This window comes from Streptomyces sp. NPDC057302, assembly GCF_042667685.1.
Classification (GTDB): Bacteria; Actinomycetota; Actinomycetes; order Streptomycetales; family Streptomycetaceae; genus Streptomyces.
The window spans coordinates 121,550-147,287 of sequence record NZ_JBHUZJ010000008.1 but is presented as its reverse complement, the minus strand read 5'-3'; the positions used below and the strand labels follow the sequence as shown (position 1 = coordinate 147,287).

At 69.2% G+C, this 25,738-nt stretch carries 26 protein-coding genes and 1 pseudogene; 13 read left to right on the top strand and 14 right to left on the bottom strand.

Annotated features, from left to right (window positions below; translation table 11 throughout):
* Positions 1-323: 323 nt before the first annotated feature.
* The 4 genes from ACFUPX_RS09135 to ACFUPX_RS09120 all read right to left on the bottom strand — a co-directional run bounded on the left by ACFUPX_RS09135 (position 324) and on the right by ACFUPX_RS09120 (position 2,311).
* A complete protein-coding gene (locus tag ACFUPX_RS09135) occupies positions 324-656 on the bottom strand; it encodes a hypothetical protein (RefSeq protein ID WP_383318462.1) in 333 nt (110 codons plus the stop codon).
* Between the two features lie 446 nt (positions 657-1,102).
* Positions 1,103-1,231, bottom strand: coding sequence for a hypothetical protein (locus tag ACFUPX_RS09130; RefSeq protein ID WP_383318460.1), 129 nt, complete (start codon positions 1,229-1,231; stop codon positions 1,103-1,105).
* Entirely contained in the window at positions 1,198-1,689 is a 492-nt protein-coding gene (locus ACFUPX_RS09125; RefSeq protein WP_383318457.1) for a hypothetical protein, read from the bottom strand. Before ACFUPX_RS09125 ends, ACFUPX_RS09130 begins: the two co-directional genes overlap by 34 nt.
* Positions 1,690-1,795: 106 nt before the next feature.
* A complete protein-coding gene (locus ACFUPX_RS09120) occupies positions 1,796-2,311 on the bottom strand; it encodes a hypothetical protein (protein ID WP_383318454.1) in 516 nt (171 codons plus the stop codon).
* 92 nt (positions 2,312-2,403) lie between these two features.
* Here ACFUPX_RS09120 and ACFUPX_RS09115 point away from each other — a divergent pair, with 92 nt between their 5' ends.
* Both ACFUPX_RS09115 and ACFUPX_RS09110 read left to right on the top strand, forming a co-directional pair.
* Positions 2,404-4,596 (top strand): hypothetical protein, encoded by a 2,193-nt coding sequence (locus ACFUPX_RS09115; RefSeq protein ID WP_383318451.1) that lies wholly within the window; start codon positions 2,404-2,406, stop codon positions 4,594-4,596.
* A complete protein-coding gene (locus tag ACFUPX_RS09110) occupies positions 4,593-5,567 on the top strand; it encodes a hypothetical protein (protein WP_383318448.1) in 975 nt (324 codons plus the stop codon). Before ACFUPX_RS09115 ends, ACFUPX_RS09110 begins: the two co-directional genes overlap by 4 nt.
* A gap of 235 nt (positions 5,568-5,802) precedes the next feature.
* Here ACFUPX_RS09110 and ACFUPX_RS09105 read toward each other — a convergent pair whose 3' ends face one another.
* Entirely contained in the window at positions 5,803-6,279 is a 477-nt protein-coding gene (locus ACFUPX_RS09105; protein WP_383318445.1) for a hypothetical protein, read from the bottom strand.
* Positions 6,280-6,552: 273 nt separating this feature from the next.
* Here ACFUPX_RS09105 and ACFUPX_RS09100 point away from each other — a divergent pair, with 273 nt between their 5' ends.
* Together ACFUPX_RS09100 and ACFUPX_RS09095 are read left to right on the top strand one after the other, a co-directional pair.
* The gene (locus ACFUPX_RS09100) at positions 6,553-7,062 is read left to right on the top strand and encodes a DUF664 domain-containing protein (protein WP_383318442.1); all 510 of its coding nucleotides are present in this window, start codon (positions 6,553-6,555) and stop codon (positions 7,060-7,062) included.
* A gap of 60 nt (positions 7,063-7,122) precedes the next feature.
* The gene (locus tag ACFUPX_RS09095; protein WP_383318439.1) at positions 7,123-7,269 is read left to right on the top strand and encodes a hypothetical protein; all 147 of its coding nucleotides are present in this window, start codon (positions 7,123-7,125) and stop codon (positions 7,267-7,269) included.
* Positions 7,270-7,340: 71 nt separating this feature from the next.
* Here ACFUPX_RS09095 and ACFUPX_RS09090 read toward each other — a convergent pair whose 3' ends face one another.
* Positions 7,341-8,330, bottom strand: a complete 990-nt coding sequence (locus ACFUPX_RS09090; RefSeq protein ID WP_383318604.1) for a LacI family DNA-binding transcriptional regulator — start codon at positions 8,328-8,330, stop codon at positions 7,341-7,343.
* 286 nt (positions 8,331-8,616) lie between these two features.
* Here ACFUPX_RS09090 and ACFUPX_RS09085 point away from each other — a divergent pair, with 286 nt between their 5' ends.
* The 4 genes from ACFUPX_RS09085 to ACFUPX_RS09070 all read left to right on the top strand — a co-directional run bounded on the left by ACFUPX_RS09085 (position 8,617) and on the right by ACFUPX_RS09070 (position 14,061).
* A complete protein-coding gene (locus ACFUPX_RS09085) occupies positions 8,617-9,543 on the top strand; it encodes a carbohydrate ABC transporter permease (protein ID WP_383318436.1) in 927 nt (308 codons plus the stop codon).
* A gap of 14 nt (positions 9,544-9,557) precedes the next feature.
* Positions 9,558-10,523: a carbohydrate ABC transporter permease gene (locus ACFUPX_RS09080; RefSeq protein ID WP_383318601.1), complete on the top strand. Its 966-nt coding sequence runs from the start codon at positions 9,558-9,560 to the stop codon at positions 10,521-10,523.
* A gap of 94 nt (positions 10,524-10,617) precedes the next feature.
* Complete coding sequence (locus ACFUPX_RS09075) at positions 10,618-11,955, top strand: ABC transporter substrate-binding protein (RefSeq protein ID WP_383318433.1); 1,338 nt, start codon at positions 10,618-10,620, stop codon at positions 11,953-11,955.
* 60 nt (positions 11,956-12,015) lie between these two features.
* Positions 12,016-14,061 carry a beta-galactosidase gene (locus ACFUPX_RS09070; RefSeq protein WP_383318430.1) on the top strand — a complete coding sequence of 682 codons (2,046 nt, stop codon included), beginning with the start codon at positions 12,016-12,018 and terminating at the stop codon, positions 14,059-14,061.
* Between the two features lie 39 nt (positions 14,062-14,100).
* On the opposite strand, the gene ACFUPX_RS09065 is transcribed toward ACFUPX_RS09070, so the two are convergent.
* A complete protein-coding gene (locus ACFUPX_RS09065) occupies positions 14,101-15,591 on the bottom strand; it encodes an RICIN domain-containing protein (RefSeq protein WP_383318427.1) in 1,491 nt (496 codons plus the stop codon).
* A gap of 233 nt (positions 15,592-15,824) precedes the next feature.
* Positions 15,825-16,649: a phytanoyl-CoA dioxygenase family protein gene (locus ACFUPX_RS09060; protein ID WP_383318424.1), complete on the bottom strand. Its 825-nt coding sequence runs from the start codon at positions 16,647-16,649 to the stop codon at positions 15,825-15,827.
* A 100-nt stretch (positions 16,650-16,749) separates the two neighbouring features.
* Here ACFUPX_RS09060 and ACFUPX_RS09055 point away from each other — a divergent pair, with 100 nt between their 5' ends.
* A complete protein-coding gene (locus tag ACFUPX_RS09055; RefSeq protein WP_383318420.1) occupies positions 16,750-17,514 on the top strand; it encodes an AraC family transcriptional regulator in 765 nt (254 codons plus the stop codon).
* Positions 17,515-17,808: 294 nt separating this feature from the next.
* Here the strand turns inward: ACFUPX_RS09055 and ACFUPX_RS09050 are convergent, their stop codons facing one another.
* Positions 17,809-18,576, bottom strand: a complete 768-nt coding sequence (locus ACFUPX_RS09050; RefSeq protein WP_383318417.1) for a GntR family transcriptional regulator — start codon at positions 18,574-18,576, stop codon at positions 17,809-17,811.
* A gap of 221 nt (positions 18,577-18,797) precedes the next feature.
* Here ACFUPX_RS09050 and ACFUPX_RS09045 point away from each other — a divergent pair, with 221 nt between their 5' ends.
* The 3 genes from ACFUPX_RS09045 to ACFUPX_RS09035 all read left to right on the top strand — a co-directional run bounded on the left by ACFUPX_RS09045 (position 18,798) and on the right by ACFUPX_RS09035 (position 21,740).
* Positions 18,798-20,129: a PTS transporter subunit EIIC gene (locus ACFUPX_RS09045; RefSeq protein WP_383318415.1), complete on the top strand. Its 1,332-nt coding sequence runs from the start codon at positions 18,798-18,800 to the stop codon at positions 20,127-20,129.
* 76 nt (positions 20,130-20,205) lie between these two features.
* The gene (locus ACFUPX_RS09040) at positions 20,206-21,273 is read left to right on the top strand and encodes an SIS domain-containing protein (protein ID WP_383318412.1); all 1,068 of its coding nucleotides are present in this window, start codon (positions 20,206-20,208) and stop codon (positions 21,271-21,273) included.
* A 227-nt stretch (positions 21,274-21,500) separates the two neighbouring features.
* Entirely contained in the window at positions 21,501-21,740 is a 240-nt protein-coding gene (locus tag ACFUPX_RS09035; RefSeq protein ID WP_383318409.1) for a hypothetical protein, read from the top strand.
* 94 nt (positions 21,741-21,834) lie between these two features.
* Here the strand turns inward: ACFUPX_RS09035 and ACFUPX_RS09030 are convergent, their stop codons facing one another.
* Both ACFUPX_RS09030 and ACFUPX_RS09025 read right to left on the bottom strand, forming a co-directional pair.
* Positions 21,835-22,206 (bottom strand): hypothetical protein, encoded by a 372-nt coding sequence (locus tag ACFUPX_RS09030; RefSeq protein WP_383318407.1) that lies wholly within the window; start codon positions 22,204-22,206, stop codon positions 21,835-21,837.
* The gene (locus ACFUPX_RS09025) at positions 22,203-22,868 is read right to left on the bottom strand and encodes a TetR/AcrR family transcriptional regulator (RefSeq protein WP_383318404.1); all 666 of its coding nucleotides are present in this window, start codon (positions 22,866-22,868) and stop codon (positions 22,203-22,205) included. Before ACFUPX_RS09025 ends, ACFUPX_RS09030 begins: the two co-directional genes overlap by 4 nt.
* A 70-nt stretch (positions 22,869-22,938) precedes the next feature.
* Between ACFUPX_RS09025 and ACFUPX_RS09020 the strand changes: the two genes are divergently transcribed.
* Positions 22,939-23,613 carry an O-methyltransferase gene (locus tag ACFUPX_RS09020; protein WP_383318401.1) on the top strand — a complete coding sequence of 225 codons (675 nt, stop codon included), beginning with the start codon at positions 22,939-22,941 and terminating at the stop codon, positions 23,611-23,613.
* Between the two features lie 148 nt (positions 23,614-23,761).
* On the opposite strand, the gene ACFUPX_RS09015 is transcribed toward ACFUPX_RS09020, so the two are convergent.
* The 3 genes and pseudogenes from ACFUPX_RS09015 to ACFUPX_RS09005 form a co-directional block, all read right to left on the bottom strand.
* On the bottom strand, positions 23,762-24,175 hold the full coding sequence (locus ACFUPX_RS09015) for a DUF4190 domain-containing protein (RefSeq protein WP_383318398.1): 414 nt from the start codon (positions 24,173-24,175) through the stop codon (positions 23,762-23,764).
* A gap of 310 nt (positions 24,176-24,485) precedes the next feature.
* Positions 24,486-25,181, bottom strand: a complete 696-nt coding sequence (locus tag ACFUPX_RS09010; protein ID WP_383318395.1) for a L,D-transpeptidase — start codon at positions 25,179-25,181, stop codon at positions 24,486-24,488.
* A 49-nt stretch (positions 25,182-25,230) separates the two neighbouring features.
* Positions 25,231-25,624, bottom strand: a pseudogene (locus tag ACFUPX_RS09005) (MerR family transcriptional regulator); the annotation flags it as partial.
* Positions 25,625-25,738 lie beyond the last annotated feature (114 nt).

Genomic DNA, 25,738 nt, shown 5'->3' with positions numbered 1-25,738 from the left:
AGTTGCCGACCGGCGGGCGCCTCATCGAAGCATCTGGTTCCTGATGAACTCTGGTGGCTGGACGCCCCGTTGCTGCCGCCGTTCGCTGATCGGCCACAAGACGGTGGGCCTGCTCCGTGTGGCGAGCGGGCTGCGTTCGCGGCAGTGATGTACGCGCTGACCGGCCGCTGTGCCCAGCGGCATCTGCGCCCTGCCTACGCGCGCCGCGCCGAGGAGGTCGGTCCCGTGATCCGCGACGACCGACGGAGCCGAGGCCTTGCCATGACCGCCGCCCTGCGTCGCCCGCCGATCGCAGCGTGAACCACACCCACCCGCGGCTCCCGTCACTGCCGGGGGTCCACCCACAACGCCTCGGCGACGGCGCACAGTTCACCCTCGGCCGTGGCCAGCGCCACCCCCGACGGATGCTTGCGCCCTGCCGACTCCCCCACCCACGCGTAGGAGACATACTCCTCACCGGCCACCACGGGCCGCAACAGCGTCGCGGCCAGCGCGGCGGTCACGGAGGCGTCCGTCGACGTACCAAGCTCCCGCACCGCCCATCCTCCGGGGCAGTCGAGCGCCGCCCACACCAACTCATCCGGTATCAGCCCGTCCCCGTCGGCAAGTTCGACCCCAGGGATCCACGCGGCCGCCACCACCTCTCGGCCCGCCACCGGCCCGGGGCACAAGGCAAGCCCCCGCCCCGGCGCTCGTCCGACCCCGCACCCGAAGCAGTCGTTCGTGCCGGGAGGCCAAGTCGCCAGGAACTTCTCCGAGGCGGCCAACGCCTGGTCCCAACTCGGCGCTACCGGTGCCGTCACCCCCACCACCCGTGCCCGCGCCGCAGCGAGCACCCGCCCATCCTCACCGGACAATTCCCAAGCCCCGTCCGGGCTCTTCGCTACCCTCACCGGCTTCCCGACCGGTACGACCCCCCGGAAGTCCACCCCCACCGCCGCTGCCCCGACCCGCCCGGCCAGCACCCCGGCCACCCAGCCTCCGAAGGCCACGTCCGGGTATCCGTATACATGCCCAGGTACGGTCAACGTCTCCTGCTGCACGCGCACTCCGCTCGTCGACATCACGACTCCCTGCTACCCCCAACTGTCCTACCACCTCCCTACGCCTTGCCGTGCTTCAGGCTCAGCTTCTGCCAGGTGGGCCCGGACTCGGACAGAACCAGCGGAGCCGAGACCGTCCCGATGTGGCGCTCCGTCAGCTGCTGGACCTGCGCGTACCGGGAGGCCATACGATGTCGACGGTCAGCCCGGCCGAGCGAGCAGCGGCAACGGTGTCCGCCGTGCCGCCGCCCCGGCCGGTGGGCGCGCTGCCGTCCCAGACGGCCAGCAGACGGTCGGCGCCTTGGAGCAGGCGGCGGTTGGCTGCTTCGTAGGCCTCGCGCCCCGCGTGCTCGAACGGCATGATCACCACCTCGTCGGCGGCCTCGCACAGCGCGTCGAACCTGACGAGGTCCGTCGGGGCCACCACCGTGTCCCGGTAGTCCCGGGAGGGGATGATCGCCGACAGTCGGCCGCCGAGGGCCAGGATTTCCTCGGCGAACAGCGTGTCGGCGCCGCGGGCCAGGCATGAACGCCCCGCGAGCGCGTCGTCGTACGCACCGGCCAGCAGTTCGCGCAGTGCCGTGCGCACCGGGTCAGTTGCCCCGGCTACCAGGTCCATGTGACCGGTGACTGCGACCGTGACCACGCGACGATCCCCTTCCGGCCCGGCGATGTGGCCGTCACCCTATCCGGCGACCGTGGCGGTGGCGCGGTGATCGAGCGGCACGGAGCGGCACCGAGCGTCCGTGGCTTCAGAGGAGGATGGCTGCGGCGAATCCCAGGACATAGGCCCCGGCGAAGAGCACGGGAATCCATCGCTCGACCTTGTTCAGCGGCAGATAGACGCGCCAGTCGCGGCCCTCGCCGAGCGCGCGCCACTCCGCGGCCACAAAGGTGCGGGCCGGAAGCCGCTCCTCCAGCGCTCCTATCACCGCGAACTTGCCCCGGTTCAGCTGGTGGTAGGAACGGACGGTGAACCACCAGGTGACACACATGCCCAGCAGGACGAGCAGGGCTGCGACGGCCAGGACGACCGGCACCTGGCGGTTCGGTTGCTGGGACAGCCAGGCGCCGAAGAAGGCGAACAGTGCGGTGTGGAGGGTCAGGAAGAAGGTGTTGGCGAGGTTGCGCCGGGCACTGACCCGGTCGGCCATCTCCACGCACAGCTTGTACTGGTCGAAGACCGCGGCGTGATACGTGGCCTTTGCGTCGCCATAGTCCTGAGCGCCGATGCCGTCGTTCCACAGTGCGTCACTGATCTCGGCCATGGCGGCATCTCCCCGTAGTCGTCACGCTCGCCAACTCTACTGACAAGATGCATGCGTTGATCGTGATGCCGGGCATAACGCGTTGGAGGGACGTGAGTTGGTTGTCTCGGAGTGAACCGCCTGCCGATGGAGTCGAGTCCCTGCTGTCGATCCCGCCGGAGAAGTTGCGGAGGCATCCCCGACTGCTGTCCGTCTGGCGCGCGGACGAGGCGGCCGCCAAGGCGCTGGCTTATGCGCGAGGAGGGGGCGAGCAGACGTACGACGCCCTCGCGTACCGCTACTTGTGCGCCTGCCCGCAGGTTCCGTTCCTCGGCGTCGAGACCTTGTCCGGCCTGGCCGTACGTGAGCGGCGGCAGCAACGGGCGCGTCTGCCGGACGACTTGGCCCGGCTCGCCCAGCAGCACGACTTCATCGCCCATCGGCGTCTCGCCGTTCCCGACGGGCAGGTCCGGGTCGGCATCGAGCGAGGCCTGCTGTACGCCATGGCCGATCCGGGGGGCGAGATCGTCGGCAGGTTTCCGCTGGCGGTTCCCCTCCGCGCACTGGACGGGATCGCCAAGGCGCAGGACGTGCGTCCCCAGCCCACCATGTCGCTCCGGCGGAACCTGACCGCGTCGCGCTGGCTGCCCTTGGACGAGCTCATCGGGTCCGCGCGCTTTCCTGAGATGCGCGAGGTTGCGTCTCGGCTGGCGCGCGGAGTCCTCCCCGGTCGGCATCACGTGTTCGTCTCGCACCGTTGGCATGGCGTTGATCAGCCCGACCCGGACGGCACGCAGGCGCGACTGGTCGCGTGGCATCTCTTCGCCTCGTTGTGCGAGGCGGTCAGAGTCGCCCACCGGCGTGGACTGCACACCCCTCGGCGGGTGAATCACGCCGCGATGAACATGCCGGTCGGCATGGCCGGTTCGGACTTGGCCGAGTGCCTGCTGGTCGGGGTCCTGAGGGAAGTGCTCGATGCCGCGTCACTCACGCCGGTGGCCCGGGAGGTGGACCGGGCCGGCCTGGACGCGATCGAGCTCGGTGCGGCACGGGCTTGCGACGATGTCGGCCTGCGGCGCCTGCACGAACTGCTCGACACCCTGCCCTCGCTGCGGCCGCTGCTGCAACGGATCCATCTCTGGTACGACTACAGCTGCGTGCCGCAGGCCCCGCGCACCCGCGAGGAGCAGGTGCTGTTCCGGCAGACCATCGAATCGCTGTTCCTGCTGCAGTTCGCCGGGCGCACTCTGGTGCTGCTCGACGACGTCGCCGACTACCTGGGCCGGGCCTGGTGCAGCCTGGAGGCGGTGAACTCGCTTGCGTGCACGCTGGGCGGGCGTCCCGATGTCCTGCTGGCCCACGGACCGGCGCGGCCCTCGGGCCCCGCCACGGACGCCGAGTCGCTGCGCAGCCTGGTGAACGACCGTCAGCTGGTCATCTGGCGCGGGCTGCTGGACACCGAACTGTTCCGGCTGCAGACGCGCGAGGAGTGCGTACGCCGGCTCGGGCTGGCCATGGCGGATCCGGGCGACCTTCCCTACCTCTACGACCGTATGCTCGCCACCGCCGTGCCCAACGGCCGCATGAGCCGACAGGCCCTGGTCACCGGCGTGGTTCCGTTGCCGGACATGGGAGAGGGGAAGGTCCTGATTCCAGCGCCGGACTACGAGGGGTCGCAGCCACTCGACGGCGGCCGGCCGGTCCGGGTGATCGGCTCCTTCGACGGGTGGGGCGGCCTGAATCTCCGGGGTCATGTCGAGGAGGGACACGCTGAGGCCGGGCCTGCCGACTCGTCGCCGTACTGGTCTGTCCCTGAGCAGGCTGCCATCGGCACCGCACCGACCTGCCACATAGCGATCGTCGCCGAGTGCGAGGGCGAGGCCGTTCTCATCTCGTCCTGGATACGGCGGCACCGAGCTGAGTTGGAGAAGCTGCTACGCGTCACGGTCGTCTCGGGGAGCTGGACCGCGGTGGACCCCGTGCCCGTGGGACACCTGCCGCACGGGCGGCTGCGGGCGCGGCCCGTCAAGGCCGACGTGTGGGTGGTGATGGGAAAGTCCGGACTGGTGGCCAACGACGTGGGCCAGGCGCTGTGCCGCGTGGTGTTCGAGGCGCGTCTCCCGGTCGTCACCGTGTCCCTGGATCTCGCAGCCGAGAACGTCGAGCAGGTCGTCGGTGACGTGGCGCCCGGCGCACCGCACAGCGCCCTGTTGTCCGGGTGGGGAGCAGGGTACGAACACCCGGCGGGGTTGTTGTCCATGCACTTGTACAACCATCTGCTGCAGTGGGGAGCTCCGGTCCGATGAGAGTGCCGCACGTGGGGGAGTTCGCCGAGGGGGAGCTGGGACGTGTGCTGCGCGCCCTCAGCGTGGCCGACCGGGAAGGGGACCACGCCGGTTTCACCGCACTGTGCCGACAGCACGCCGCCCAACTGGATGCCCGCCGGAAGGAATGGCTGCGGGTTCCCGAAGAACTGCGGGAGTCCTTCCACCGGGACATGAAGGCCATGCGCCCCTACCCACAGACGATTGAGCGGCTCGCCCGCGAGCTGAACGGGCTGGGCCGCCCCGACGCGCTGCGCCAACTGTCGGGAGCCGACTTGCCCGGCGACCCGCTGGGGAGGATCCACGAGGCGCAGATCCTCGCCGAGGACGGGGAGCACGAGGCCGCTGACGCGCTGCTCCGGGAAGAACTCGGCCAGGGGCTGACCGACGACGCCCGGTTGGCCGCCATCCACTCCCGCATGGCCACGCACGCGGCCATGCGGGACGACCTCGACACCGCTGTCGAACACGCTCGCCTCGCGTACGACCTGGCGGTGCGCGCGGGAGATCGGGGCGAGGGGAAAGCAGCCGCGGTCCTCGACGACCTGCTCATCGCCCGCGAGCTGCGGCGCGGCACGTCCGACGGACGCCGGCTCGGCGCCTGCCGGGACACCCTCACACACGCTCAGCAGCTGAGCGACCGCGCCTGGTTCGAGGAGAGCAACCGGGCGCTGCTGCGGCTCCTCGACGAGCTGGACGCACTCCCCGAGGCGGCGTCCGCCCTCCGCTTCCTCGGCAAGCTCTGCGGTTTGATGGGGCTGAACCACTTCCACGCGGGTGAGCGCGGCGAGGCCAGGGCGTGGACGCATAAGGCCTTGCAGGAGTGCCGGCGACGCGGGGACCGCGTCGGCGAGGAGGTCTACGCGTCCAACTTGAAGGAGATCGACCGCGGGGAGCAAGCGGCAGCCCAGGGCGGGGACGGCCTCATCGGTGTCCCCGGCCGCGACTCCTGACGGCGATCTCGGTTTCGGAATTGCTCGCTCGCGCAGGTCATCGCCGGTCGACGTCGGCCTCGCACCGGCGCAGAGCGTTCCGGCAGCGGGCCACGTTGCACCCGTCCCTGTCGGCGGTCTGATCCAGCATTGACCGGGGCAACCCCGTACGCCCACCTGTTAGGACTACGAAGGAGCGCAGGACTTGCCGCGCACCCCACTTCGAAAGCGCTGATTGCTGTGGTGCCGACCCAGGTCAGCCCTGGTGAGTGAACCCTGGCACCTGTCGCGCCTGGTGGCGGGCCCCGGCTTCGAGCGCGTCTGCCACTACGCCGCGGTCGGTGAGGTGTTCGGCGCGTACCACGGCATCCGCCCCGGCCGGGGTGACAAGCGAGCGGCTGAAGACGATCACGGCCCATGCGTCGCCCGCCCCCACCTCGCGCACCTCCCACTCGCTCGACAGCGCTGCGAGGAGGCCGCGGCCGCGCCACCGGTAGACGGTGCCGGGCCGTTCGGTGAGCCGGGTGTCGACGCCGAGGATGCGGCGTCGGCGCCCCCGGCTTCGATACCCGACCTCGTCCCGCATACGTGACGCCCCTGAACTCCCGCTCGGCAGGGGGGTGTAGGTGAACGTCGCGTCCGTGCGTCCACCGTGCAGCCACATGGGGAACGTGGAACAGAGAATGTGCCAGGTGCCGGCCAACCGATCAGGCGTGACGTCGAGTTCCTGCATGGGACAGACCCTACGGCGTGCACCTGCCCTCGCCGCGGACGGGACTGGACTCGCATCCGCGACATCCCCCCGACGCGCCGTCGTGCCCGTGCTGCCGTGGGAGCCTGGTGGGGCGCGGCGCGGGAAGCGGCCTGGATGACACTGGCGGGGCAGCGCGAAGCCCTCGCGGTGCTACCGGCCGATCTATCCGACAGACCGAGGCCGAGAGCCGACGACAGGCCGTCGTCACTTGCCATTCCGGCCGGTCTCCGCCCCAGGGGTGACCATGGATGGATGAACACTGCAGAGCTTTTGGCAGAAGCGTTCGATCGTGTCCGGGATGAAGTGCATGCTGCCGTCGACGGGCTTTCGCCCGAGGAGCTCGCCTTCCGTCCGGGCGACAAGGCCAATTCGATCGTCTGGCTGGTGTGGCACCTCACCCGCGTCCAGGACGATCACGTCGCCGACGCGGCGGGCCGAGGCCAGGTGTGGACCGGCCAAGGCTGGTCCGACCGGTTCCAGCTACCCCTCGGCGAGAAGGAGACGGGCTACGGACACACCTCCGAGCAGGTGGCGTCGGTCAGTGGCGTCTTTGCCGACCAGTTGCGCGGCTACCACGACGCCGTCCACGAGCAGACCCTCTCCTTCGTGCGCACACTCGACGACGCGGCGCTCGACCGAGTCGTCGACGAGCAGTGGACGCCGCACGTCACCCTCGGCGTCCGGCTGATCAGTGTCATCTCCGACGATCTGCAGCACACCGGCCAGGCCGCGTACGTCCGGGGCATGCTGCAGCGCCGTTGACCCACGGGACTCCGTCAGCTCTTCCGACCAGTGCCGACCACATGGCGGCCGGCTCTGGACATGCTCGTCGCACTCACCGGCTGGGTCATGAAGCCGCCGGTCGTGGTGGCCGACGCCGCCGGCACCCATGCACGCCTGCGGAGCGCACTGTCCGAGCGGACGGTGGTCGTACGGATGTCACGTGACGTGGGCGCGACCGGCCGCTGAGCACGGGGTGGTGCACTGCCTCGCACGGCCACTGAGTCCGGGGCGGCGCACAGCGTCGTCGGGTCGGTGTGTCAGCGCGGCAGTGGCGGAGCGGTGCTCGCGCGCACCACGAGTCGGGTCGGCACCAGAGTGGTGCCGTGTTCCGGCTCCCCGTGTTTGACCTGGTGCAGAACACCGTCCACGCAGCGGCGCCCGACTTCGCCGAAATCCTGGTGGACGGTCGTCAACGGGGGCTGGAACGAACCGGCTTCGGCGATGTCGTCGAAGCCGACCACGGAAACGTCGTCGGGGACCTTGCGGCCACGCTCGTTGAGGGCGCGCAGCAGGCCGAGCGCCATCTGGTCGTTGGCCGCGAACACCGCGGTGCAGTCAGCCTGTTCAGCGAGTTCGAGGCCGGCGCGGTAGCCGGACTCGGCCGACCAGTCGCCGCGGACCAGTGGCGGTGGTGTGCGGCCGGCCTCCCCGAGGGCCGAGCGCCAGGCGTCCGTCCTGCGCTGGGCCGCGTACGACTCCTCGGGTCCTGCGAGGTGCCATACCGTCTCGTGTCCGAGGTCGAGGAGGTGGCCGACCGCTTCACGGGTGCCGCCGACCTGGTCCGTGTCGACGACCGTGTACCGGTCCCCGGCGTCGGAGTCGGCGACGACGACCTTCACGTGCGGTGGCAGTGACAGACGCGCGTCGTTGAGGAGGTGCACCTCCATGATGACCACGGCCGCGTCGATGGCCAGTTCCCCCAACCGCGAGAAGGCTCCGCGGACTTCGTCCTGGGTGGGGATGGCGACGGGCAGCAGCGTGACCGCGTAGCCCTCCTGCGCGGCCGAGACGGCGATCGCCTCCAGAGTGCGGACATTGCCGGTCGTGGAGAGGGAGAAGGTGATGACACCGATGGTGCGGAATTCGCCGCTCTTGAGTGCGCGGGCCGCACTGTTGGGGCGGTAGTCGAGCTCTCTCATGGCGGAGAGGACCTCCCGGCGCGTGGCTTCGTTCACGCCAGGGAAGCCGTTGGAGACGCGGGAGACCGTCTGCGAGGAGACCCCGGCCAGCCGGGCCACGTCCGCCATCGACACGGAACGGCGGCGCGAGTGAGAGCTCGCGGGGGCGGGCCCGCCCTTCGTCGCACGCGACGCCGGGGTGTGTTCGTCTGTGCCGTCCACGCTCTCCCTCACCGGATACCGCCCTTCGTGAGCAACTCTTGACCGCTCATCTGGAGGCAGTGTAGACATGCCGCCACTGGATGTTTACGTAAACATAACGCCTGACCCGCGTTTGGTCGAGCCGCTTCATCGGCCTGGAACGTCTACGTGAACTGCGGTTTCGGTCTGGCGAAGCACGAGCGAGGGACGCGAGATGACGACGCTACAACCGCCGGCGGCAGCAGGGGCCCGTCCGGCCGGGCCACCGGTGAGGCGTGCACGCCGCTCATGGACGGGATGGGTGTTCATCGGGCCCTTCCTGCTCGTCTTCGCACTGGTCTTCCTGGCGCCCCTGCTGTATTCGGCCTATCTGAGCCTGTTCCGGACGCAACTCATCGGCGGCACCTCGTTCGTGGGTCTCGACAACTACCAACAAGCCCTGCAGGACCACCAGTTCTGGGACGGAGTGCTCCGCGTCGGGCTGTTCCTGCTGGTCCAGGTGCCGATCATGCTGGGCATTGCCCTGCTGGTGGCGCTCGCGATCGACAGCGGCCGCCTGTACGGCAAGGACTTCTTCCGGATCTCCGTCTTCCTGCCGTACGCCGTGCCCGCGGTCGTCGCGACCCTGATGTGGGGCTTCATGTACGGGCCCCGCTTCGGCCTGGTCGGGGACATCAACGAGGCGTTCGGCGTCCACCTGCCCGACCCACTCTCCTCCGGCCTCGTTCTCGCGTCGATCGGCAACATCGTCACCTGGGAGTTCGTCGGCTACAACATGCTGATCTTCTACTCCGCGCTGCGCGTCGTCCCGCACTCGCTCTACGAGGCCGCGGAGATCGACGGAGCGGGCCAGTGGCGGGTCATCTCGGCGATCAAGATCCCCGCGATCCGCGGAGCCCTCGTCATCGCCACGATCTTCTCGATCATCGGCAGCTTCCAGCTCTTCAACGAGCCGGCCATCCTGCAGAAGCTCGCGCCGAACGCGATCACCACCGACTACACCCCGAACTACTACACGTACTCGCTGTCCTTCTCCGGCCAGCAGCACAACTACTCCGCGACGGTCGCCATCGTGATGGGCGTTCTCACCATGGTCGTCGCCTACGTCGTCCAGCTGCGCGGCATGCGCAAGGGAGCGTGAGCCCGATGACGGGACTGCCCACCGCGAGCACCACCGCCGGCGCCGCCGGGGCAGGCGCGGACCCCTCGCCCGCGGCACCGCCGACATCGGCTGCCCCGCGCCTGCGCGCACCGCGACGCCGCACCCGGTCCCGGTCCCGCCCCCGGCGCAGCGTACTGCTGACGGCACTGACCGGCATCATGCTGCTCTACAGTCTCGCCCCCCTTGTGTGGCTGCTGATCAGCGCCACCAAGACGCAGCAGGGGCTCGCCGATTCCTTCGGCCTGTGGTTCGACGGGGACTTCGCCCTGTGGGACAACATCACCGCGACCTTCACGTATCAGGACGGCGTCTTCGGCCGCTGGCTCCTCAACACCCTGTTGTACGTGGTGGTGGGCGCGGGCGGGGCCACCTTCCTCGCGGTCCTCGGCGGGTACGCGCTCGCCAAGTTCGACTTCCCCGGCAAGCGGGGTGTGTTCGCGGTCGTCATCGGCGCGGTCGCGGTGCCCACCACGGCTCTCGCGGTCCCCACCTTCCTGATGTTCAGCAAGATGGGGCTCACCGACACCCCCTGGGCCATCATCATCCCGTCGCTGATCTCACCGTTCGGCCTCTACCTGATGTGGGTGTTCGCCACCGAGGCGATCCCCACCGAACTGATGGAGGCCGCCCGCATCGACGGCGCGAGCGAGCTGCGCGCCTTCTTCCAGGTCGCCCTGCCGCTCCTGGCACCCGGCACCGTCACCGTGCTGCTCTTCACCACGGTCGCGACGTGGAACAACTACTTCCTGCCACTGATCATGCTGAAGGACCCCGACTGGTACCCGCTCACCCTCGGCCTCGACGCCTGGAACAAGCAGGCGGCCACGGCCGGCGGCGAGGCCGTCTTCAACCTGGTCGTCACCGGCTCGCTGCTCACCGTCGTGCCCCTCGTCGCCGCTTTCCTGCTGCTCCAGAAGTACTGGCAGTCCGGGCTCGCCGCCGGAAGCGTCAAGGAGTAGCCGCGCTACGCGAAGTCCGTATCCGGCCGCGACCCCTGGCCGCTGCCACCTAAGCACCCGTCCTGTCGAACCACGACGAAGTGGAAGTATCGCTATGCCCAAGCACTCCCGACGGCTGATGCGTGGCCTTGGTCTTCTCACCGTTCTCGCTCTGGGGGCAACCGCCTGCGGATCAGGCGACGACGACTCCGCCCGGAAGGAGGTCGGCGCCTCCGACATCAAGGCGGCGCTGAAGAAGGGCGGAACCGTCACCGTATGGGCGTGGGAGCCCACCCTGAAGCAGGTCGAGGCCGACTTCGAGAAGAAGTACCCGAAGGTCGACGTGAAGCTGGTCAACGCGGGGACGAACAACGACCAGTACAAGGCGCTGTCGAATGCGATCTCGGCGAAGAAGGGCGTCCCGGACGTCGCGCAGATCGAGTACTACGCCCTGGGCCAGTACGCACTGACGAAGCAGGTCGCCGATCTTTCGGTGTACGGGGCGGACAAGCTGGACGGGACGTACTCACCGGGTCCGTGGAATGCGGTGAAGTCCGGTGACGGGATCTACGGCCTGCCCATGGACTCGGGTCCGATGGCGCTGTTCTACAACAAGAAGGTCTTCGACAAGCACAAGATCGACGTTCCGACGACCTGGGACGAGTACATCGAGGCCGCCCGCGCGCTGCACAAGGCCGACCCGAAGGCGTACATCACCAGCGACACCGGAGACGCGGGACTGAGCACCAGCCTGCTGTGGCAGGCCGGTTCGCGTCCGTACAAGGTCAACGGCACGAAGGTCGGCATCGACTTCACCGACACGGGCGCGAAGAGGTACACCGACACCTGGCAGAAGCTGCTCGACGAGAAGCTGGTCTCCCCCGTCACCGGCTGGAGCGACGACTGGTACAAGGGCCTCGGTGACGGCACCATCGCCACGCTCCCCATCGGCGCCTGGATGCCCGCCAACTTCACCTCCGGGGTGAAGGGCGCGGCGGGCGACTGGCGGGTGGCCCCGCTGCCGCAGTGGGCCAAGGGCGAAAGCGCCAGCTCCGAGAACGGCGGCAGCTCGCTCGCGCTGCCCGAACTCGGCGAGAACAAGGAACTCGCCTACGCCTTCGTCGAGTACGCGAACTCCGGTGCGGGCGTACCGACCCGGGTGCGAAACGGCGCGTTCCCCGCGACGACCAAGGACCTTAACTCCCCGTCGTTCCAGAACACCGCGTTCCCCTACTTCGGCGGCCAGAAGGCCAACAAGATCTTCGCCGAGTCCGCCAGGAGCGTGACCACCGACTGGAAGTACCTGCCCTACCAGGCGTACGCCAACTCGATCTTCAACGACACCGTCGGCAAGGCCTACGTCTCCGGCACGAAGCTCTCCGCGGGCCTGAAGACGTGGCAGGAGGCCTCCGCCAAGTACGGCAGCGAGCAGGGCTTCACCATCGACAAGTAGCCCCCCGGCTCCCACCCCGAACCACCGGAGCCGGCCAGCCGCTCCGTTGAAAGGACGTACATGACCGCCCCCCTCACCTCCCGATTCCCGTACGCGAAGGGCCCCGACGGCAGCCGAAGGATCGGCTACGGCGCCGACTACAACCCCGAGCAGTGGCCGCGGGAGGTGTGGCAGGAGGACGTGAAGCTGATGCGCGAGGCCGGTGTGAACGTCGTCTCCCTGGCGATCTTCTCCTGGGCCAGGATCCAACCCACCGCGCAGACCTGGGATTTCGCCTGGCTCGACGAGGTCATGGACCTGCTGCACACGGGCGGCATCGGCGTCGACCTGGCCACCGCCACCGCGTCCCCGCCGCCCTGGCTGACCACCGCGCACCCGGAGATCCTGCCGGTGACCGCCGCGGGCGAGACACTGTGGCCGGGCGCCCGCCAGCACTGGCGACCCACCTCACCCGTGTTCCGGACCCACGCGCTGCGCCTGGTACGGGAGTTGTCGTCGCGCTACGCCGGTCACCCGGCCCTCGTCGCCTGGCACGTCTCCAACGAGCTGGGCTGTCACAACGTCTATGACTACTCCGACGACGCGGCCCGCGCCTTCCGGGACTGGCTGCGGGAGCGGTACACCACTCTCGACGAGCTCAACCACGCCTGGGGCACGGCTTTCTGGGCGCAGCGCTACAGCGACTGGGAGCAGATCCTGCCGCCGCGACTCGCCGCATCGCATCCCAACCCCACGCAGCAGCTGGACTTCAAGCGGTTCTCGTCGGACGCGCTGAAGGAGTATCTGCGGGCGGAGCGGGACGTCCTGCGCGAGCTGACGCCGGATGTGCCCGTCACCACCAACTTCATGGTGATGAGCGGCATCAAGGGCATGAACTATGCCGACTGGGCGAGCGAGGTGGACTTCGTCTCGAACGACCACTATGTCCGTCCGGGCCCGCAGGGCCGGGACGAGCTGTCCTTTTCCGCCAACCTGACCAGCGGCATCGCGGGGCACCGCCCGTGGTTCCTGATGGAGCACTCCACCAGTGCCGTGAACTGGCAGCCTGTCAACCTGGCCAAGAACCGGGGGGAGCTGGCCCGCGATTCGCTGCTGCACGTCGCGCACGGCGCCGACGCCGTGTGCTTCTTCCAGTGGCGCCAGTCGGCGGCCGGCGCCGAGAAGTACCACTCGGCGATGGTCCCGCACGCCGGGGCCGACAGCGAACTCTTCCGGTCCGTGACCTCGCTGGGCCGGACCCTCGAAGCGCTCGCGCCGCTCGCCGGATCCGAGCGCGAACCCGCCCGCGTGGCCATCCTGTTCGACTGGGACTCCTGGTGGACCAGCGAGCACGACTCCCACCCCACCTCGCGCCTCGACTACCACCGCGAGGCCCTCGACTGGTACTCCGCGCTGTTCCGCCTCGGCATCCGCGCCGATGTCGTACCCGCCCATGACACGGACCCGTCCTCGTACGACGTCGTGATCGCGCCGGTCCTGCACGTGGTGCCGCAGCAGCTCGCCAAGGAGCTCACACGGTACGTCGAGGGTGGCGGCCACCTCGTCACCACGTACTTCTCGGGCATCGTGGACGAGAACGACCACATCTGGCTCGGCGGCTACCCGGGCGCGCTGAGAGAACTTCTAGGCATTCGGATCGAGGAGTTCGGGCCGCTGCTCGACGGCGACCTCGTCGGCCTGGACAACGGGACCGCCGCAAGCATGTGGACCGACCGGATCGATGTGACGGGACCGGACGTCGAGGTTCTCGCCCGCTACCGCACCGGCGCCCACGCCTCCCGGCCCGCCGTCACACGGCGTACGGCGGGCCGGGGTACGGCCACGTACGTCTCCACGCGCCTCGGGAGCGAGGGCCTGGCCGGACTGCTGCCCGAGCTGCTCACCCGGGCCGGGGTGGCCAGCGAACTGCCCGAGCACGCCCGGGGGCTGGTCGAGCTCGTGGTGCGTCACGACGGGGAGAACCGGTACCTCTTCCTGGTCAATCGCGGCGACGAGCCCGTCCCACTGCCCGGCCTGAGCGGCGACGTGCTCCTTGGTCCCACCTCCCCCGACAGCGTCGTCCTGCCGGCTCGCGACATCGCCGTGCTGCGACAGTCCGCGACGTGAGCGAGTGTCGTCCTGCGACCTATGAATCCCCCGAAGGGTTCAGGAACCGGTGCGCTCCCACCGCTGATTGGCGGCTTCGCCGTCGCATGCCCACTGGATCAGGGGGGCTCCGTCACCGGTGGCCCGGTTCCGCACGTCGAGGCATTTGCCGCTGTGCCGGGCCATGAGGTGAACGGCGCCCCCGGTGGTGTCCCGCACGGTCCAGCGCTGGCTGTCGCCCTCGCCGCAGGGCGACTGGACGACGGCGGCGCCGTCCGCGGTGGAGGCGTCACGGACGTCGAGGCACTTCCCACTGTGCCGGAGCATCGCGCGGACCGTGCCGTCACCGGAGTCCTGGAACCAGAACTGCTGGTTGAGGCTGCCCCGGGCGCAGGACCACTGGACCGCGGTCGCGCCGTCACCCAGGGACTCGTCGGCGATGTCGGCACACTTCCCGCTGTGCTTCGCGGTGAGCGTCTCCCAGCTCCCGGTGCCGCCCACCTCGCCGGCTCCCGCGTCGACGGAGATCTGCGGGTAGTAGTCCATCGTCATCGTCTCCCTGGTGGGGAAGTCCAGCGGGAGCCACACGTACTGGGAGTCGTTGACGTTCCCTCCCATCGAGTTGCCCCAGCGGTCACCCATGTAGAGGTATGACGTTCCCGATGTGCCTTGGACCGGCAGGACGTACGCGGTCTGCGAGCCGTACGCCTTCCCGTTGCCGATGTCCTTCAGTTCGGTCCAGTCACCGGTGATGCTCTCGGCGCTGCTGTACTTCTGCTGGTTCGGGGACCAGCCGGTGGCGCCGGACGTCAGCAGGAAGTATCGGCCGTCGCGCTTGAACATGGCCGGGGCCTCACGCGACCGGCCCTCCCACAGCTTGCGCACCAGCGAGTCCACCTGGGTGTAGTCCTTGGTCAGCCGGTAGACGTGCAGGTCGGCGTTCTCGTTCGCCGCCGAGATCATGTAACCGGTGCCGTCGTCGTCGACGAACGTGGTGATGTCCCGTGACATGTGGTCGAGCGGCCGCAAGCTGCCCCGCCATGCGTAGTCGCCGTCAACGGTGGAGGAGACCGCCACGGCGGCGCGGGCCTCGCCGTAGTCGCTCGCGTTCTCCTTGTGCATCCACATCACGAACGTGTCCGTGGCCTCGTTGTAGATGACCTTGGGGCGCTCGATGTTGGCGCTCTCCAGCTCCGGATCGCTCTTCTGGGTCAGGACGTGCTTGCGGAATTCCCAGGTCTTCAGGTCGGTGGAGCGGTAGGCGGAGACATACCGGAAGGTGTTGTCCTCGTTCCGGTTCTCGCCGAACCAGTAGTAGTACCCGTCCACCTTGATCACACCGCCGCCGTGGGCGTGCACGACGTCGCCGTTCGGGTCGGTGAACTGGGTTCCGTTGGCGACGGTGACTGCGGCGGGGGCTGCCTGGGCCGAGCCCAGGGGGGACAGGAATGAGAGGAGCAGCCCCGCCAGGGCGGCGAGCAGAAGGGCGGTCGTGCCTCTCGCCTGCCGCCCCTCGGGCCTCGGTGTTCTCCTCTGCGCCTTCGCGGACATGGGTTTCTCCCTGTCGGAATGTGGGGATGCGCTCAACGATGTTTACGTAAACATCCGGTTGCGGAGATGAGTCTGGAAATCTTGTCCGGCTCTGTCAAGGCTTTGGCCAGGATCGGGCGTGCCCGGCAACGCGCGATGCCAGTGGTCTGCGGCGAGGTCGGTGGCAGGCCAACAGGCCCGCCCCGCGGTAGCGGCACAACACATCACGGCACGGCAACGGCCCGCCGCCCTGGTCACAGGCCGTCGCGGTCGTGCCAATGCTCCTGCCAGCGCCAGTCGATGGGGTCGGCGGCGCGCTGGTATCGGATGTCGGTGGACAGGCGGGTCACTTCGCCGGGGTCGGCGTTGTCGAGGGAGGCGTGCACCAGGTACGGGGAGTGGACCACCATGTCGCCCGCCTCGTAGTCGGCGACCAGCCAGCGGGAGTCGAACTCCTCGGCCAGCGCCGGGAGATCGGCCGTGATCGAAGCGGCGGGCCTGCGAAGCCGTCCGCCCCGTTCCTCGGCGCGCACCCGCTCATGACTTCCTTCGAGGTAGACAAGGCCGCCTCGCGTGGCGGGGCAGTCGCCCAACGGAATCCAGGAACTGAGCACCCGGTCGGTGCCCTCCCGCAGGTACACCAGGTCATAGTGGGCCTGGGTGGCGAATCCGATGCCCGTGTCGCCTGCCCGCTGATGCCGGATGATCTTTCGACGGTGCAGGAATGCCGACGCGCCAAGGAACCACGCGTACCAGTCGCGCAATGCGGGTTGGGTGCAGAACTCCTGATAGGCCGGGCCGGGCACCAGCTCCTTGAACAGCACTCGGCGCAGGGCCGCGGGGTCCACGTCGCTCCGACCGTGCTCCCGCAGCCCGGTCGGGGCAAGGGCGTCGAAGTAGTGGCGGCGCATCTCGATCACGCCGGCCACGGGCAGGGCGCCCTTGAGATAGAGGTAGCCGTGGCGGCGCAAGCGGGCCCACAGGGCATCGCGGTCATGCCGTTCTTCGCCGGGTACCGGTTCGAGGGCGCCCAGCCTGGCGGGGGCGGTGTCGAGTCTGTAGCCGTTGGACGTCAGCATGGCCACGATCCTGGCCTCGACCCGCCCGCGGGACCATGCACGAAAGCGCGCCTGGTGCAGGACGTTTCGGGGCACGGCGCGTCCCGCCTACAGTGACCGCATGCCAGGCTGGTCGCGCCATCTCACCCCCGCCGCCGCGCACTGGGGGCTCGGCCTGGTGTGTCTGGGAGTGGGCGGACAGAGCGGCCGCCTCCGCACGGTGCGCGAGCGGGTGCTGTCCTCGCATGCCGTGGTCCTCGTGACCGCGGGCAGCGGGCGTTGCAACGACCGCCCGGTCGCCCCGCCGACCCTGTTCAACCTGCCGGCAGGCGTCCCCCACACCTACGGCCCGGACGAGCACGGCTGGAGCGAGCAGTGGGCGCTGTACGACGGACCGGCCACTCGTGCGTACGCCGAACTCGGCTATCTCCCCGCCGAGGCGACCCCCATTGCCGACGCCGCATCGGCCGCCCTGCTCTTCACCCGGCTGCGCCGCGCCCTGGACCGTCCCGACCCCGAAACCGCGTCCGCCGCCGCCCTCCACGAACTGATCACCGCGCTGGGCCGCCCGCAGACCGAGCACCCCGCCCTGGTCGCGCTAGCCCGCAACAGCGCGCTCCCGCTCGCGGTCACGGCAGGCGAACTCGGCCTGACGCCGGAGAAGTTGAGGGAAGTCGTCCATCGGCAGACCGGGCACGGCCCGAAGGAGTACGTCCAACGGCTCCGCATCAATCAGGCCAAGGAGCTGCTCGCGGAGACGGACCTGACCGTCGTCGCGGTCTCACGCCGCACCGGATTCAACGACCCCGGCTACTTCACCCGCCAGTTCACCCGCCGCACCGGCGTCACCCCGTCCACCTTCCGAACCCAGCAACGCAGGGAATGACCGTGAGCCGGAAGTCTGCGACCCGGCAGCGGCAGCACCATGCGCTCGCCGACAGCGGGCGGTCCGCACTCGACGAGTTCACCCGCGTCCGGCCCGGCCTCCGCAACGCCGCCAGGTCTTGTCTTGGGCCCCTGTCGTCGCCCACCGAGCAGCGCACCCACGCATGTGCTCCACACCGCCACCGCCACCGCCTGCTCCTGACCGAGCCGCACGACGGTGCCGCACCGCAGTCATCAGTTACTTAAGGCCCTGCGACATGGTCCCATCGGCCGCTCCGGCGCGTCTTTCGCCGTGTCACCGTGGCTGGAGAGTGGTGCGCAGCCGGTAGCGGTCGCCGCTGTACTCGACCGTGGACAGCAGGAGCGGGCGCTGGTCTCGGGCATAGATCGTCTGGTCAAGGACCAGGACGGGCGATCCCGGTGTGATCTCCAGGCGTCCGGCGAGCGTCGTGTCCGCGCTGCGGGCCTCAATGGTGGTCTCCGAGCGGTCGAGTTCCACGCCGCGCTCGCGCAGTTCCTCGAAGAGGGACGCGGACGTGAAGTCGAGGCCTTCGAGGCCCGGGGCCAGCTCCGCCACCAGCAGGGTGCGGTCGACGGCGATCCGCACGTCATTGAGGAGGCGGACCCGTTCCAGGTGAAGCAGTGGTGTGCCGGCCGGCACGTCGAGCCGTTCCGCGTCGTCGAGTGACGCGGCCTCGATCTCCTGGCGCAGGACGAGAGAGCCGGGGCGCATGTTTTTGCGATGGGCCGTGGCGGTGAACGACTCGAGGTCGTTGGGCCACTCCCGGGCGGACGTCGGTGCGGCGACGAACCAGCCTCTGCCGTGCGAGGCCGTCACCACGCCTTGGTCCACCAGATGCGTCAGCGCTTTGCGCAGGGTCACGCGGGAGATGTCGAGCTGGGCGCACAGCTCCCGCTCGGGCGGCAGTTTCGCCCCCGGCGTCAGGCCGCGTGCCTGGATCTCCTCGAGGATGAGCCCGGCGGTCTGCGACCACAGGGGGGCGGGGTCGCTCGTGCGCTGCGGCGCACGCCGTGACAGGGCGGGGGTGGCGTCGGCAGCCATCGGTGAACCTCCAGCGGTCTGCAGGGAGAATACCACTACGTACCACTCAAGGTACGAGCGGCAACCGTGGCACTTCGGCCACTTCGGCCCGGTTCAGCCCCGCCCCTCGGGCCTTCGGTCCCCTCATGGCACATACATGCAGACCACTATTGACCACTTGCAAACCACCGCATACCTTTGGCGGCGTAACGACCCGGCGTACCCCCCCTGGAGGAAGACCGATGAGCACGGGCTCAGCGAAAGCCACCGCAAAGAAGCGGGGCGGCAGCGGCGCAATGGCGGTCATGCAACGCATCGGCCGCAGCCTGATGCTTCCCGTGGCGACCCTCCCCGCGGCGGCGCTTCTGGTCCGCCTCGGCGGAGCGGACATCCTCGGCCGCGAGAACTTCCCCGAGATCATCAGGAAGTTCGGCATGATCCTGGCCGCAGGCGGCCAGACGGTGTTCGACAACCTGCCGCTGCTCTTCGCCATCGGTGTGGCCATCGGCTTCGCCAAGAAGGCCGACGGCTCCACCGCCCTGGCAGCCGCCGTCGGCTATCTCGTCTTCAAGGCCGTCCTGGCCAGCCCCGCCTTCCCCAAGGGCGTGGACGGCGAGCCGCTCGACGCCAAGGTGCTCGGCGGCATCGTCATGGGCCTGGTGGCGGCGCTGCTCTATCAGCGATTCAGTCGCACCAAGCTCCCGGAATGGCTTGGCTTCTTCGGCGGCCGCCGCCTCGTCCCGATCCTGTGCGCCTTCGCGGGCGTCGGCATGGGCATCCTCTTCGGCGTGATCTGGCCGACCGTGGGCGGCTGGTTCTTCCACTTCGGCGAGTGGCTCATCGGCACGGGCGCCTGGGGCGCGGGCATCTTCGGAGTCGTCATCCGCGCACTCATCCCCGTGGGGATGCACCACTTCTTCCAGTTCTTCCCGTGGTTCGAGGCCGGTACCTACGTCAACCCGTCCACCGGCGCCGAGGTCCACGGCGACATCGCGCGTTTCCTGGCCGGTGACCCGACCGCGGGCCAGTTCATGACCGGCGGTTTCCCGATCTACATGTTCGCCCTGCCCGCCGCGGCCATGGCGATCGCGCACACCGCACGCCCCGAGAACCGCAAGATGGTCAAGGGCATGATGATCTCGGTGGCGCTCACCGCGTTCGTCACCGGCGTGACCGAGCCGATCGAGTTCAGTTTCATGTTCGTGGCGCCCGTGCTCTACGCGATCCACGCACTGCTCTTCGGCGTCTCGATGGCGGTCTGCTACGCGCTCGGCATCCGGGACGGCTTCGGGTTCTCGTCCGGCGCGATCGACTACGTCGTCAACTACGGCATCGCCACCAAGCCCTGGCTCCTCATACCCATCGGCCTGATCTTCGCCGCGCTCTACTACACGATCTTCCGGTTCGCGATCGTCAAGTTCGACCTGCCCACTCCCGGCCGAGAACCGGTGGAGGACGACGGCTCGGGCCCCGAAGGCACACCGGATGCGCCGACAGGCTCCGGCGACCCGGCCCCGGACCCAGACCCGGACTCCGGATCCCGCTCCGACGCCTCGGACCCGGTCAAGGCCTGACCCCGGCTCCCCCGCACCACGCTCACACCGCCGGTTCCCGACCACCCCGAGGGAACACCAGAAAGGAACCTCCCCCATGTCCGGATCGCGTATCACCTTCCTGCAGGGTCAGGCCGACCAGCCCCAGGCACTCGACCGCGTCATCGCCCATGTGCGCCGGCAGTTCACCTGCTCCGACCTCGACGAGCTCCGCCGCGCCGAGCGCCCCCTCTTCACCGGGATCGGAGCCTCGTACGCGGCGTTGAGCGTGCCCGTCGCCTTGCTGCGCGAGCACGGCATCGTCTCCCAGCGCGTCCTCGCCGACGAGATAGAGGACGGCACCGCCGGCTTCGAGGTGGACGCGTTGATCGGTGTCTCGCAGGGTGGCAAAAGCTCGGAGACCATTGCCGCCTTCAAGGCGGTGCGCTACGTGCCACGGGTCGCCGTCCTCAATGTGACGCCCTCGCCGCTCGGCGACCTCGCGGAGATGACGGTCGACCTCGGGAACGAGCCCGACTCCTACGCCTCCACCATCGGCTTCACCGGCACCGTCGTCGCCCTCGACCTGATCGCGGGGGCCATCGCGGGCCGGGAAGAAGCGGACGACCCATGGCGCGACATCGCAGCGTGGGCCGAGGCCGTGCGACGTGACGCGGCCGGCGTCATCAGCGAGTTGGCTCCGCGTGGCGCCCGCTGCGTCGCCGCCGACGTCGTCGCCTCGGGCGCCTCGCGGGCTTCCGCAGAGGAGGGCGCACTGCTGCTGCGCGAAGTCGTCCGTATGCCGGCCACCGCCGCCGTGACCCGCAACTACCTGCACGGCGAGATGGAGTCGGCGGGCGGCACCGCCGACACCCTGCATGTCATCTTCGGGGACAGCCGCGAGGTGGAGCTGGCGCGCTCCCTGTCCGGCGCCGGTCACCTGACGCTCCTGGTCACCGCGCAGGACGTGGGGCCGGCGGAGAACCTGTCCGTGGTGCGCCTGCCCGAGGCCGCTCCGGCTGCGCGCGTGGTCCTGGAGACCATCGTCATGCAGCAGCTCGTGGCGTCGCTCAGCGCCGAGCGGGACATCCCGATCGAGTCCTTCGTGTTCGCCAACGACGACACGAAAGAGGGCGGCGTCGACCCCGCCGACTTCTTGATCTCCTCACCAGTGGCCGCGGGCTGACGCACCGGTCCATGACCCGTGAGGCGGAACGTTCGGGCAGCCGGGGAGGTCCGGGAAGAGTACGGGCGCCCGGCCCAACCGCGGCTCCCCCTGACCGGATCCGCCACACCGGCCGGCGCCCGGCTACCCGAGTGGGGGTCCCTCGGCTGGAGCGCTCGTGTGGCCCATCCGTCGGGGCCGGTATGTGCTGGAGGCTCTGTGCAATCAACCCACACGGAGTGAGATTCATGCGTATGCGTACCGCGGTGTGTGCCGCTGCTCTGGCCGTGACAGCCGTCGTCGGCAGTGCGGAAACAGCAGCTGCCGAGGTGTCCGCTCCGGCGCGTGACGGACGCTGCCCCGCGGGTCAGCACGAAGCCGTCGAGGACTCGGTCAGCGCCCATGGAGAGGGTGGGGACCCGCCGGCCTGCCTGCCGGATTCGCTGGACGGTCTCTCCAGCCTGAATCCCGCGCCGCCTTCCGACTAGGCCTCATCCCTGGGGCTGCCGCTCACCCGGGCCGAACGGTAGCCCGCCGGCGCGAGCAGCGCCGTTCGGGCCCGGTCCGGCCCGGGACGCGCCCTCAGGCAGGGACGAAGACGTCCTCATGGGCCCCGTCGAGGATGAACCCGTTGTCGAAGCGGACCCGCACGCTCACGCGAGGCGCCCGTTCCTGGAAGGCGGTCCACGCCGGTTCCAGAGCGCCGACCTTCTCTTCGAGCTGCCTCCTGCTCTCCGTGGGCATCTCGCGCCCGAAGGCGTCGAGCAGCGATTTGAGTCGCTCGTACTCGCGCACGTCGTCGCTCTCGTCCTGGTGGCCGACCACCTGCTCGACGGTCCCGCCGGTGCCCGCCGCCAGGGACAGGAACCCGACGACGACCCCCGACACCTCCACCGAATCGGTCAGCCGGGTCTCCGCTGCCAGCACCACTCGCTGACCTGCCTTCAGAGTCATCTGCTCCCCATCTCCCCTGCGTCGGCTACGTCCACTACGCCCACGCGGTGCAGGAACGCCTCGACGAGGCGGTCGGTGAAAGCCTGGTCGACGGGTTCCGCCGTCATCAGGACGCGGTGGTAGACCGGCCCCACCAGTTGGTCGATCTCCGCCGCCATGTCGAGTCCGGCGCCGAGTTGGCCGCGTTCCACCGCACGTTCCAACGGGAGTCGGTCGCGGCGGCGCTGTTCGTCGAGGTACCCGGCCCGCAGGGCGGCGGCGAACGCGGGATCGTGCTGGGCGTGCCCGATGAGGGCCTTGAAGACGGCACCCGCGTCGGACCGGGTGAGGAACAGGGCCAGTTGGCGCAGGTGAGCGCGTAGGTCCGGCGCCAGGTCGCCGTGGTCCGGCGGGGTCAGGGCTTCGGTCGCGTCCTGGAGGAAAGCGTCCAGGAGGATGTCGGTCTTGGTCTTCCACCAGCGGTAGACGGTCTGCTTGGCGACGCCCGCCCGGGCGGCGATGCCCTCGATGGTGACGCCGGTGAAGCCCTTCTCGACCAAGAGGCCGTCGGCCGCCTCCAGCACTGCCTGCCGGGCCTGTTCGCTGCGGCCGTGCCTGTTGCCGTGGTGGCGTGCCGCCGGTTGTGGCCCGGCCGCCGCGGCGGCCGTACTTCCTCGTTCCATGTCTGCCTCCTGGGGCCAGCGTAGGCCAGAACCACTAGACGCAACGCAACGGTGCGTCTAGTCTAGGTTCATGACATCCACCAGCACCCCCCTCAACACCCTCGAAGACCCCCGCGTCGCCTCCGCCCTCGACCGGATGTTCCGGCACGCCGAGCAGGACGAGGCGACCAGCAGCCGGGTCCGGGAGGAGCGGCCCCAGGGTTCCGCGCCCCTCGGCCCGCAGGAGCGGGCCGATGCCAACGCGGAGGTGTACATGCCGATTTCCGCCCAGGGCGGCCGCCTCCTCTACAACCTGATTCGGGCCTCCCGCCCCGCCACCGTCGTCGAGTTCGGCACGTCCTTCGGCATCTCCACGCTCTATCTCGCCGCCGCGGTGCGCGACAACGGGACGGGGCGGGTGATCAGTACGGAACTGAGCGCCGCCAAGGCCGCGACTGCCCGCCGGACGTTCGCAGAGACGGGTCTTGACGACCTGATCACCGTCCTCGAAGGAGACGCCCGCGACACTCTGGCCACAGTCGCCGACTCCGCGGACTTCGTCCTCCTCGACGGCTGGAAGGACCTGTGCCTGCCGGTCCTGCGACTCCTCGAACCACGCCTCGCGCCCGGCACCCTCGTCGTCGCCGACGACGTCGACCTGGAGGACCTCGCGCCCTACCTCAGCTACGTCCGCGATCCCCAGAACGGCTACCAGAGCGTCACGTTCCCCGTGGAGGACGGAATGGAGATCAGCTGCCGCCTCTAGACCTGTGTGACGTCGTGGTCAGCGTGTTCTCCAAGGACTGCGATGCGATCACGCCGGGCGAGATGGCCGAAGCACCCGCACCTGCAAAAGGGGCACATTTAATCCCAGGGGGCGCGCTTCGAATCAGGTGTGTGCTTCGTTGCGCGGGTCAGTCGTTGACCTCGCGGTCGAAGTCCTTGGCGCACGCGTCCCGCTCGCTTTGTGTGTCGGCATGCTTGACGCAGTCATCGAAGTTCTTGTACTCGTCCGAATTGAGGATCGACGCGCCGATGGCGATGATCACGCCGGATGCGATCAGACCGAGCCCGCCGAGCACCGCACCGACGATCGACATCTTGCCGTAGGGCGCCCGGCCTCCACGCGCCTTGCGCGCGCCGATGATGCCGAAGATCACCGCCAGCAGACCGAGCAGCGCGCCACCGATCACGGTCCAGAAAAGCAGGATCGCCAGAATTCCGAGAACAAGAGCGGTGATCGCCATCCCGTTGCTCGGCCGCATTCCAGAGTGCTCAGGGGGCTGCGCGTAGTGGCCGGACGTCTGAGGATGCTCGGGGAAAGACATGCCATCACACCCATCTCTCTTGCGGTGCAGTCGAGTTGTCGTAGACGCCCGAGTGCCCCGACATCGTCTGTGAATGCATGAACTCTGCCGAGTACGTCCGCGGGCACGTGTTCTCGTGCAGCGAATAGGGCAAGTTCGGCGGGGCCGCACAGCCCCGGAAGCCGCGCCCGGCTCAGGCGTCGAGCCGGGTGATGGCGTCGCCTATCGCCTTCGGGCGAGCCCGGGGCTCATGACGGCGCGACCTTGAAGACCCGCAGGTCCACCAGCAGCCCGTCCTCGTGCGGGACCAGGTCGCGCCGCCACCGGCGGATCAGGTGCCAGGCTTGCGGCCGTAGACGAAGACGTCGTCGCCCTTGCGCAGCGTGTTCCAGTACTTCACGGCGTCCTTCTTCGTCATGTTGACGCAGCCGTGGGAGCCCGGTGGGGCCCAGACGCTGATGCCGACCGAGTGGAACGCCTGGCCGCCGTCGAAGAACTGGCTGTACGGCATCGGCACGTGGTAGATGCTCGACACGTGGTCGATGTGGCGCCAGTAGACCTTCTTCAGGCCCGTGCGTGTCTCGTGGCCGTTGCGGCCGGTGCGCACCGGGACCGGGCCGTACTTGAGGTTCTCGCCGTCCTGGATCCAGCTGAGCTGGAGCGTCAGGTCGACGCAGGCGATGCGGCCCTTGTTGGTCGGGCACTTGCCCGCCTTGTTGGGGTTGTTGCCCACCGCCTTCTGCTTGTTCATGAGGTTCATGACGCCCCAGGTGACGCTGCCCGCGTACCCGGCGTTCGGGGTGATGCTGTGCTTGGTCTGGAAGGCCTTGATGACCTTGCAGTCGGCTGCCGACTGCTTGCCGTCCACCGGGCGGCCGAGGAACTTCTCGACCTGCTTCTGGTGGGGCCCGGTCTGTGTCGAGCACGACGCGGCCTGAGCACTGCCCGTGCCGAGCGCCACCGTCAGCGGAACCACCAGCATGGTGACCCCCAGAGCCACGGCTCCTGATCTGCGTATGTCCCCCACTGCTACCCACTCCTCGTTCGTCATTGGTCCGCAGGTCGGATCCCACCTGCTAGACGAGGCGGCCCCGGGGTTCGTTGTAGGACGAATCGCCACAGGTGTGTAACAGAGGACAACTTGCCTCCGGGGCGGCCACCGGCAACTGGGCGTTGCCATGACGACAGCCCACGGGGCGGAACTGAGGACTCCAGGACGGGGCGATACCGCTGTGCTGCTCCAGGCGGGCACGGAGGGTGGCGGCGAAGTCGTCGGCCAAGTCGGCAGCGTCGAGACGGTCGGTGGCATCCAGCAGGTCGCGCGTCTCGTCGAGGGTGAAACCGAGCGGCTTCATCCGCCGGATGACCATCAGACGCCATCAGACGGGCGACGTCGGCGACGGTGTAGAGGCGAAACCCGCCCCGGGAGCGGGCGGAGGGGATGACCAGGCCGGTCTCCTCGTAATGCCGAGGGTAGAGTAAGTGATCGTCGGGATCGGTTCCACACCCTTCCGCCCCCCATGGTGCGGTACGCATTCCTCCCGTGACCGTCAGCCGTGTCGGGGCCGACGACGCCCCCGGCGA

Coding starts and splice junctions, on each gene's coding strand:
- ACFUPX_RS09130 (WP_383318460.1), bottom strand. CDS start 1,231: ATGGCCTCCCGGTACGCGCAGGTCCAGCAGCTGACGGAGCGCCACATC.
- ACFUPX_RS09120 (WP_383318454.1), bottom strand. CDS start 2,311: ATGGCCGAGATCAGTGACGCACTGTGGAACGACGGCATCGGCGCTCAG.
- ACFUPX_RS09110 (WP_383318448.1), top strand. CDS start 4,593: ATGAGAGTGCCGCACGTGGGGGAGTTCGCCGAGGGGGAGCTGGGACGT.
- ACFUPX_RS09105 (WP_383318445.1), bottom strand. CDS start 6,279: ATGCAGGAACTCGACGTCACGCCTGATCGGTTGGCCGGCACCTGGCAC.
- ACFUPX_RS09100 (WP_383318442.1), top strand. CDS start 6,553: ATGAACACTGCAGAGCTTTTGGCAGAAGCGTTCGATCGTGTCCGGGAT.
- ACFUPX_RS09095 (WP_383318439.1), top strand. CDS start 7,123: ATGCTCGTCGCACTCACCGGCTGGGTCATGAAGCCGCCGGTCGTGGTG.
- ACFUPX_RS09090 (WP_383318604.1), bottom strand. CDS start 8,330: ATGGCGGACGTGGCCCGGCTGGCCGGGGTCTCCTCGCAGACGGTCTCC.
- ACFUPX_RS09085 (WP_383318436.1), top strand. CDS start 8,617: ATGACGACGCTACAACCGCCGGCGGCAGCAGGGGCCCGTCCGGCCGGG.
- ACFUPX_RS09075 (WP_383318433.1), top strand. CDS start 10,618: ATGCCCAAGCACTCCCGACGGCTGATGCGTGGCCTTGGTCTTCTCACC.
- ACFUPX_RS09070 (WP_383318430.1), top strand. CDS start 12,016: ATGACCGCCCCCCTCACCTCCCGATTCCCGTACGCGAAGGGCCCCGAC.
- ACFUPX_RS09065 (WP_383318427.1), bottom strand. CDS start 15,591: ATGTCCGCGAAGGCGCAGAGGAGAACACCGAGGCCCGAGGGGCGGCAG.
- ACFUPX_RS09060 (WP_383318424.1), bottom strand. CDS start 16,649: ATGCTGACGTCCAACGGCTACAGACTCGACACCGCCCCCGCCAGGCTG.
- ACFUPX_RS09055 (WP_383318420.1), top strand. CDS start 16,750: ATGCCAGGCTGGTCGCGCCATCTCACCCCCGCCGCCGCGCACTGGGGG.
- ACFUPX_RS09050 (WP_383318417.1), bottom strand. CDS start 18,576: ATGGCTGCCGACGCCACCCCCGCCCTGTCACGGCGTGCGCCGCAGCGC.
- ACFUPX_RS09045 (WP_383318415.1), top strand. CDS start 18,798: ATGAGCACGGGCTCAGCGAAAGCCACCGCAAAGAAGCGGGGCGGCAGC.
- ACFUPX_RS09040 (WP_383318412.1), top strand. CDS start 20,206: ATGTCCGGATCGCGTATCACCTTCCTGCAGGGTCAGGCCGACCAGCCC.
- ACFUPX_RS09035 (WP_383318409.1), top strand. CDS start 21,501: ATGCGTATGCGTACCGCGGTGTGTGCCGCTGCTCTGGCCGTGACAGCC.
- ACFUPX_RS09030 (WP_383318407.1), bottom strand. CDS start 22,206: ATGACTCTGAAGGCAGGTCAGCGAGTGGTGCTGGCAGCGGAGACCCGG.
- ACFUPX_RS09025 (WP_383318404.1), bottom strand. CDS start 22,868: ATGGAACGAGGAAGTACGGCCGCCGCGGCGGCCGGGCCACAACCGGCG.
- ACFUPX_RS09020 (WP_383318401.1), top strand. CDS start 22,939: ATGACATCCACCAGCACCCCCCTCAACACCCTCGAAGACCCCCGCGTC.
- ACFUPX_RS09015 (WP_383318398.1), bottom strand. CDS start 24,175: ATGTCTTTCCCCGAGCATCCTCAGACGTCCGGCCACTACGCGCAGCCC.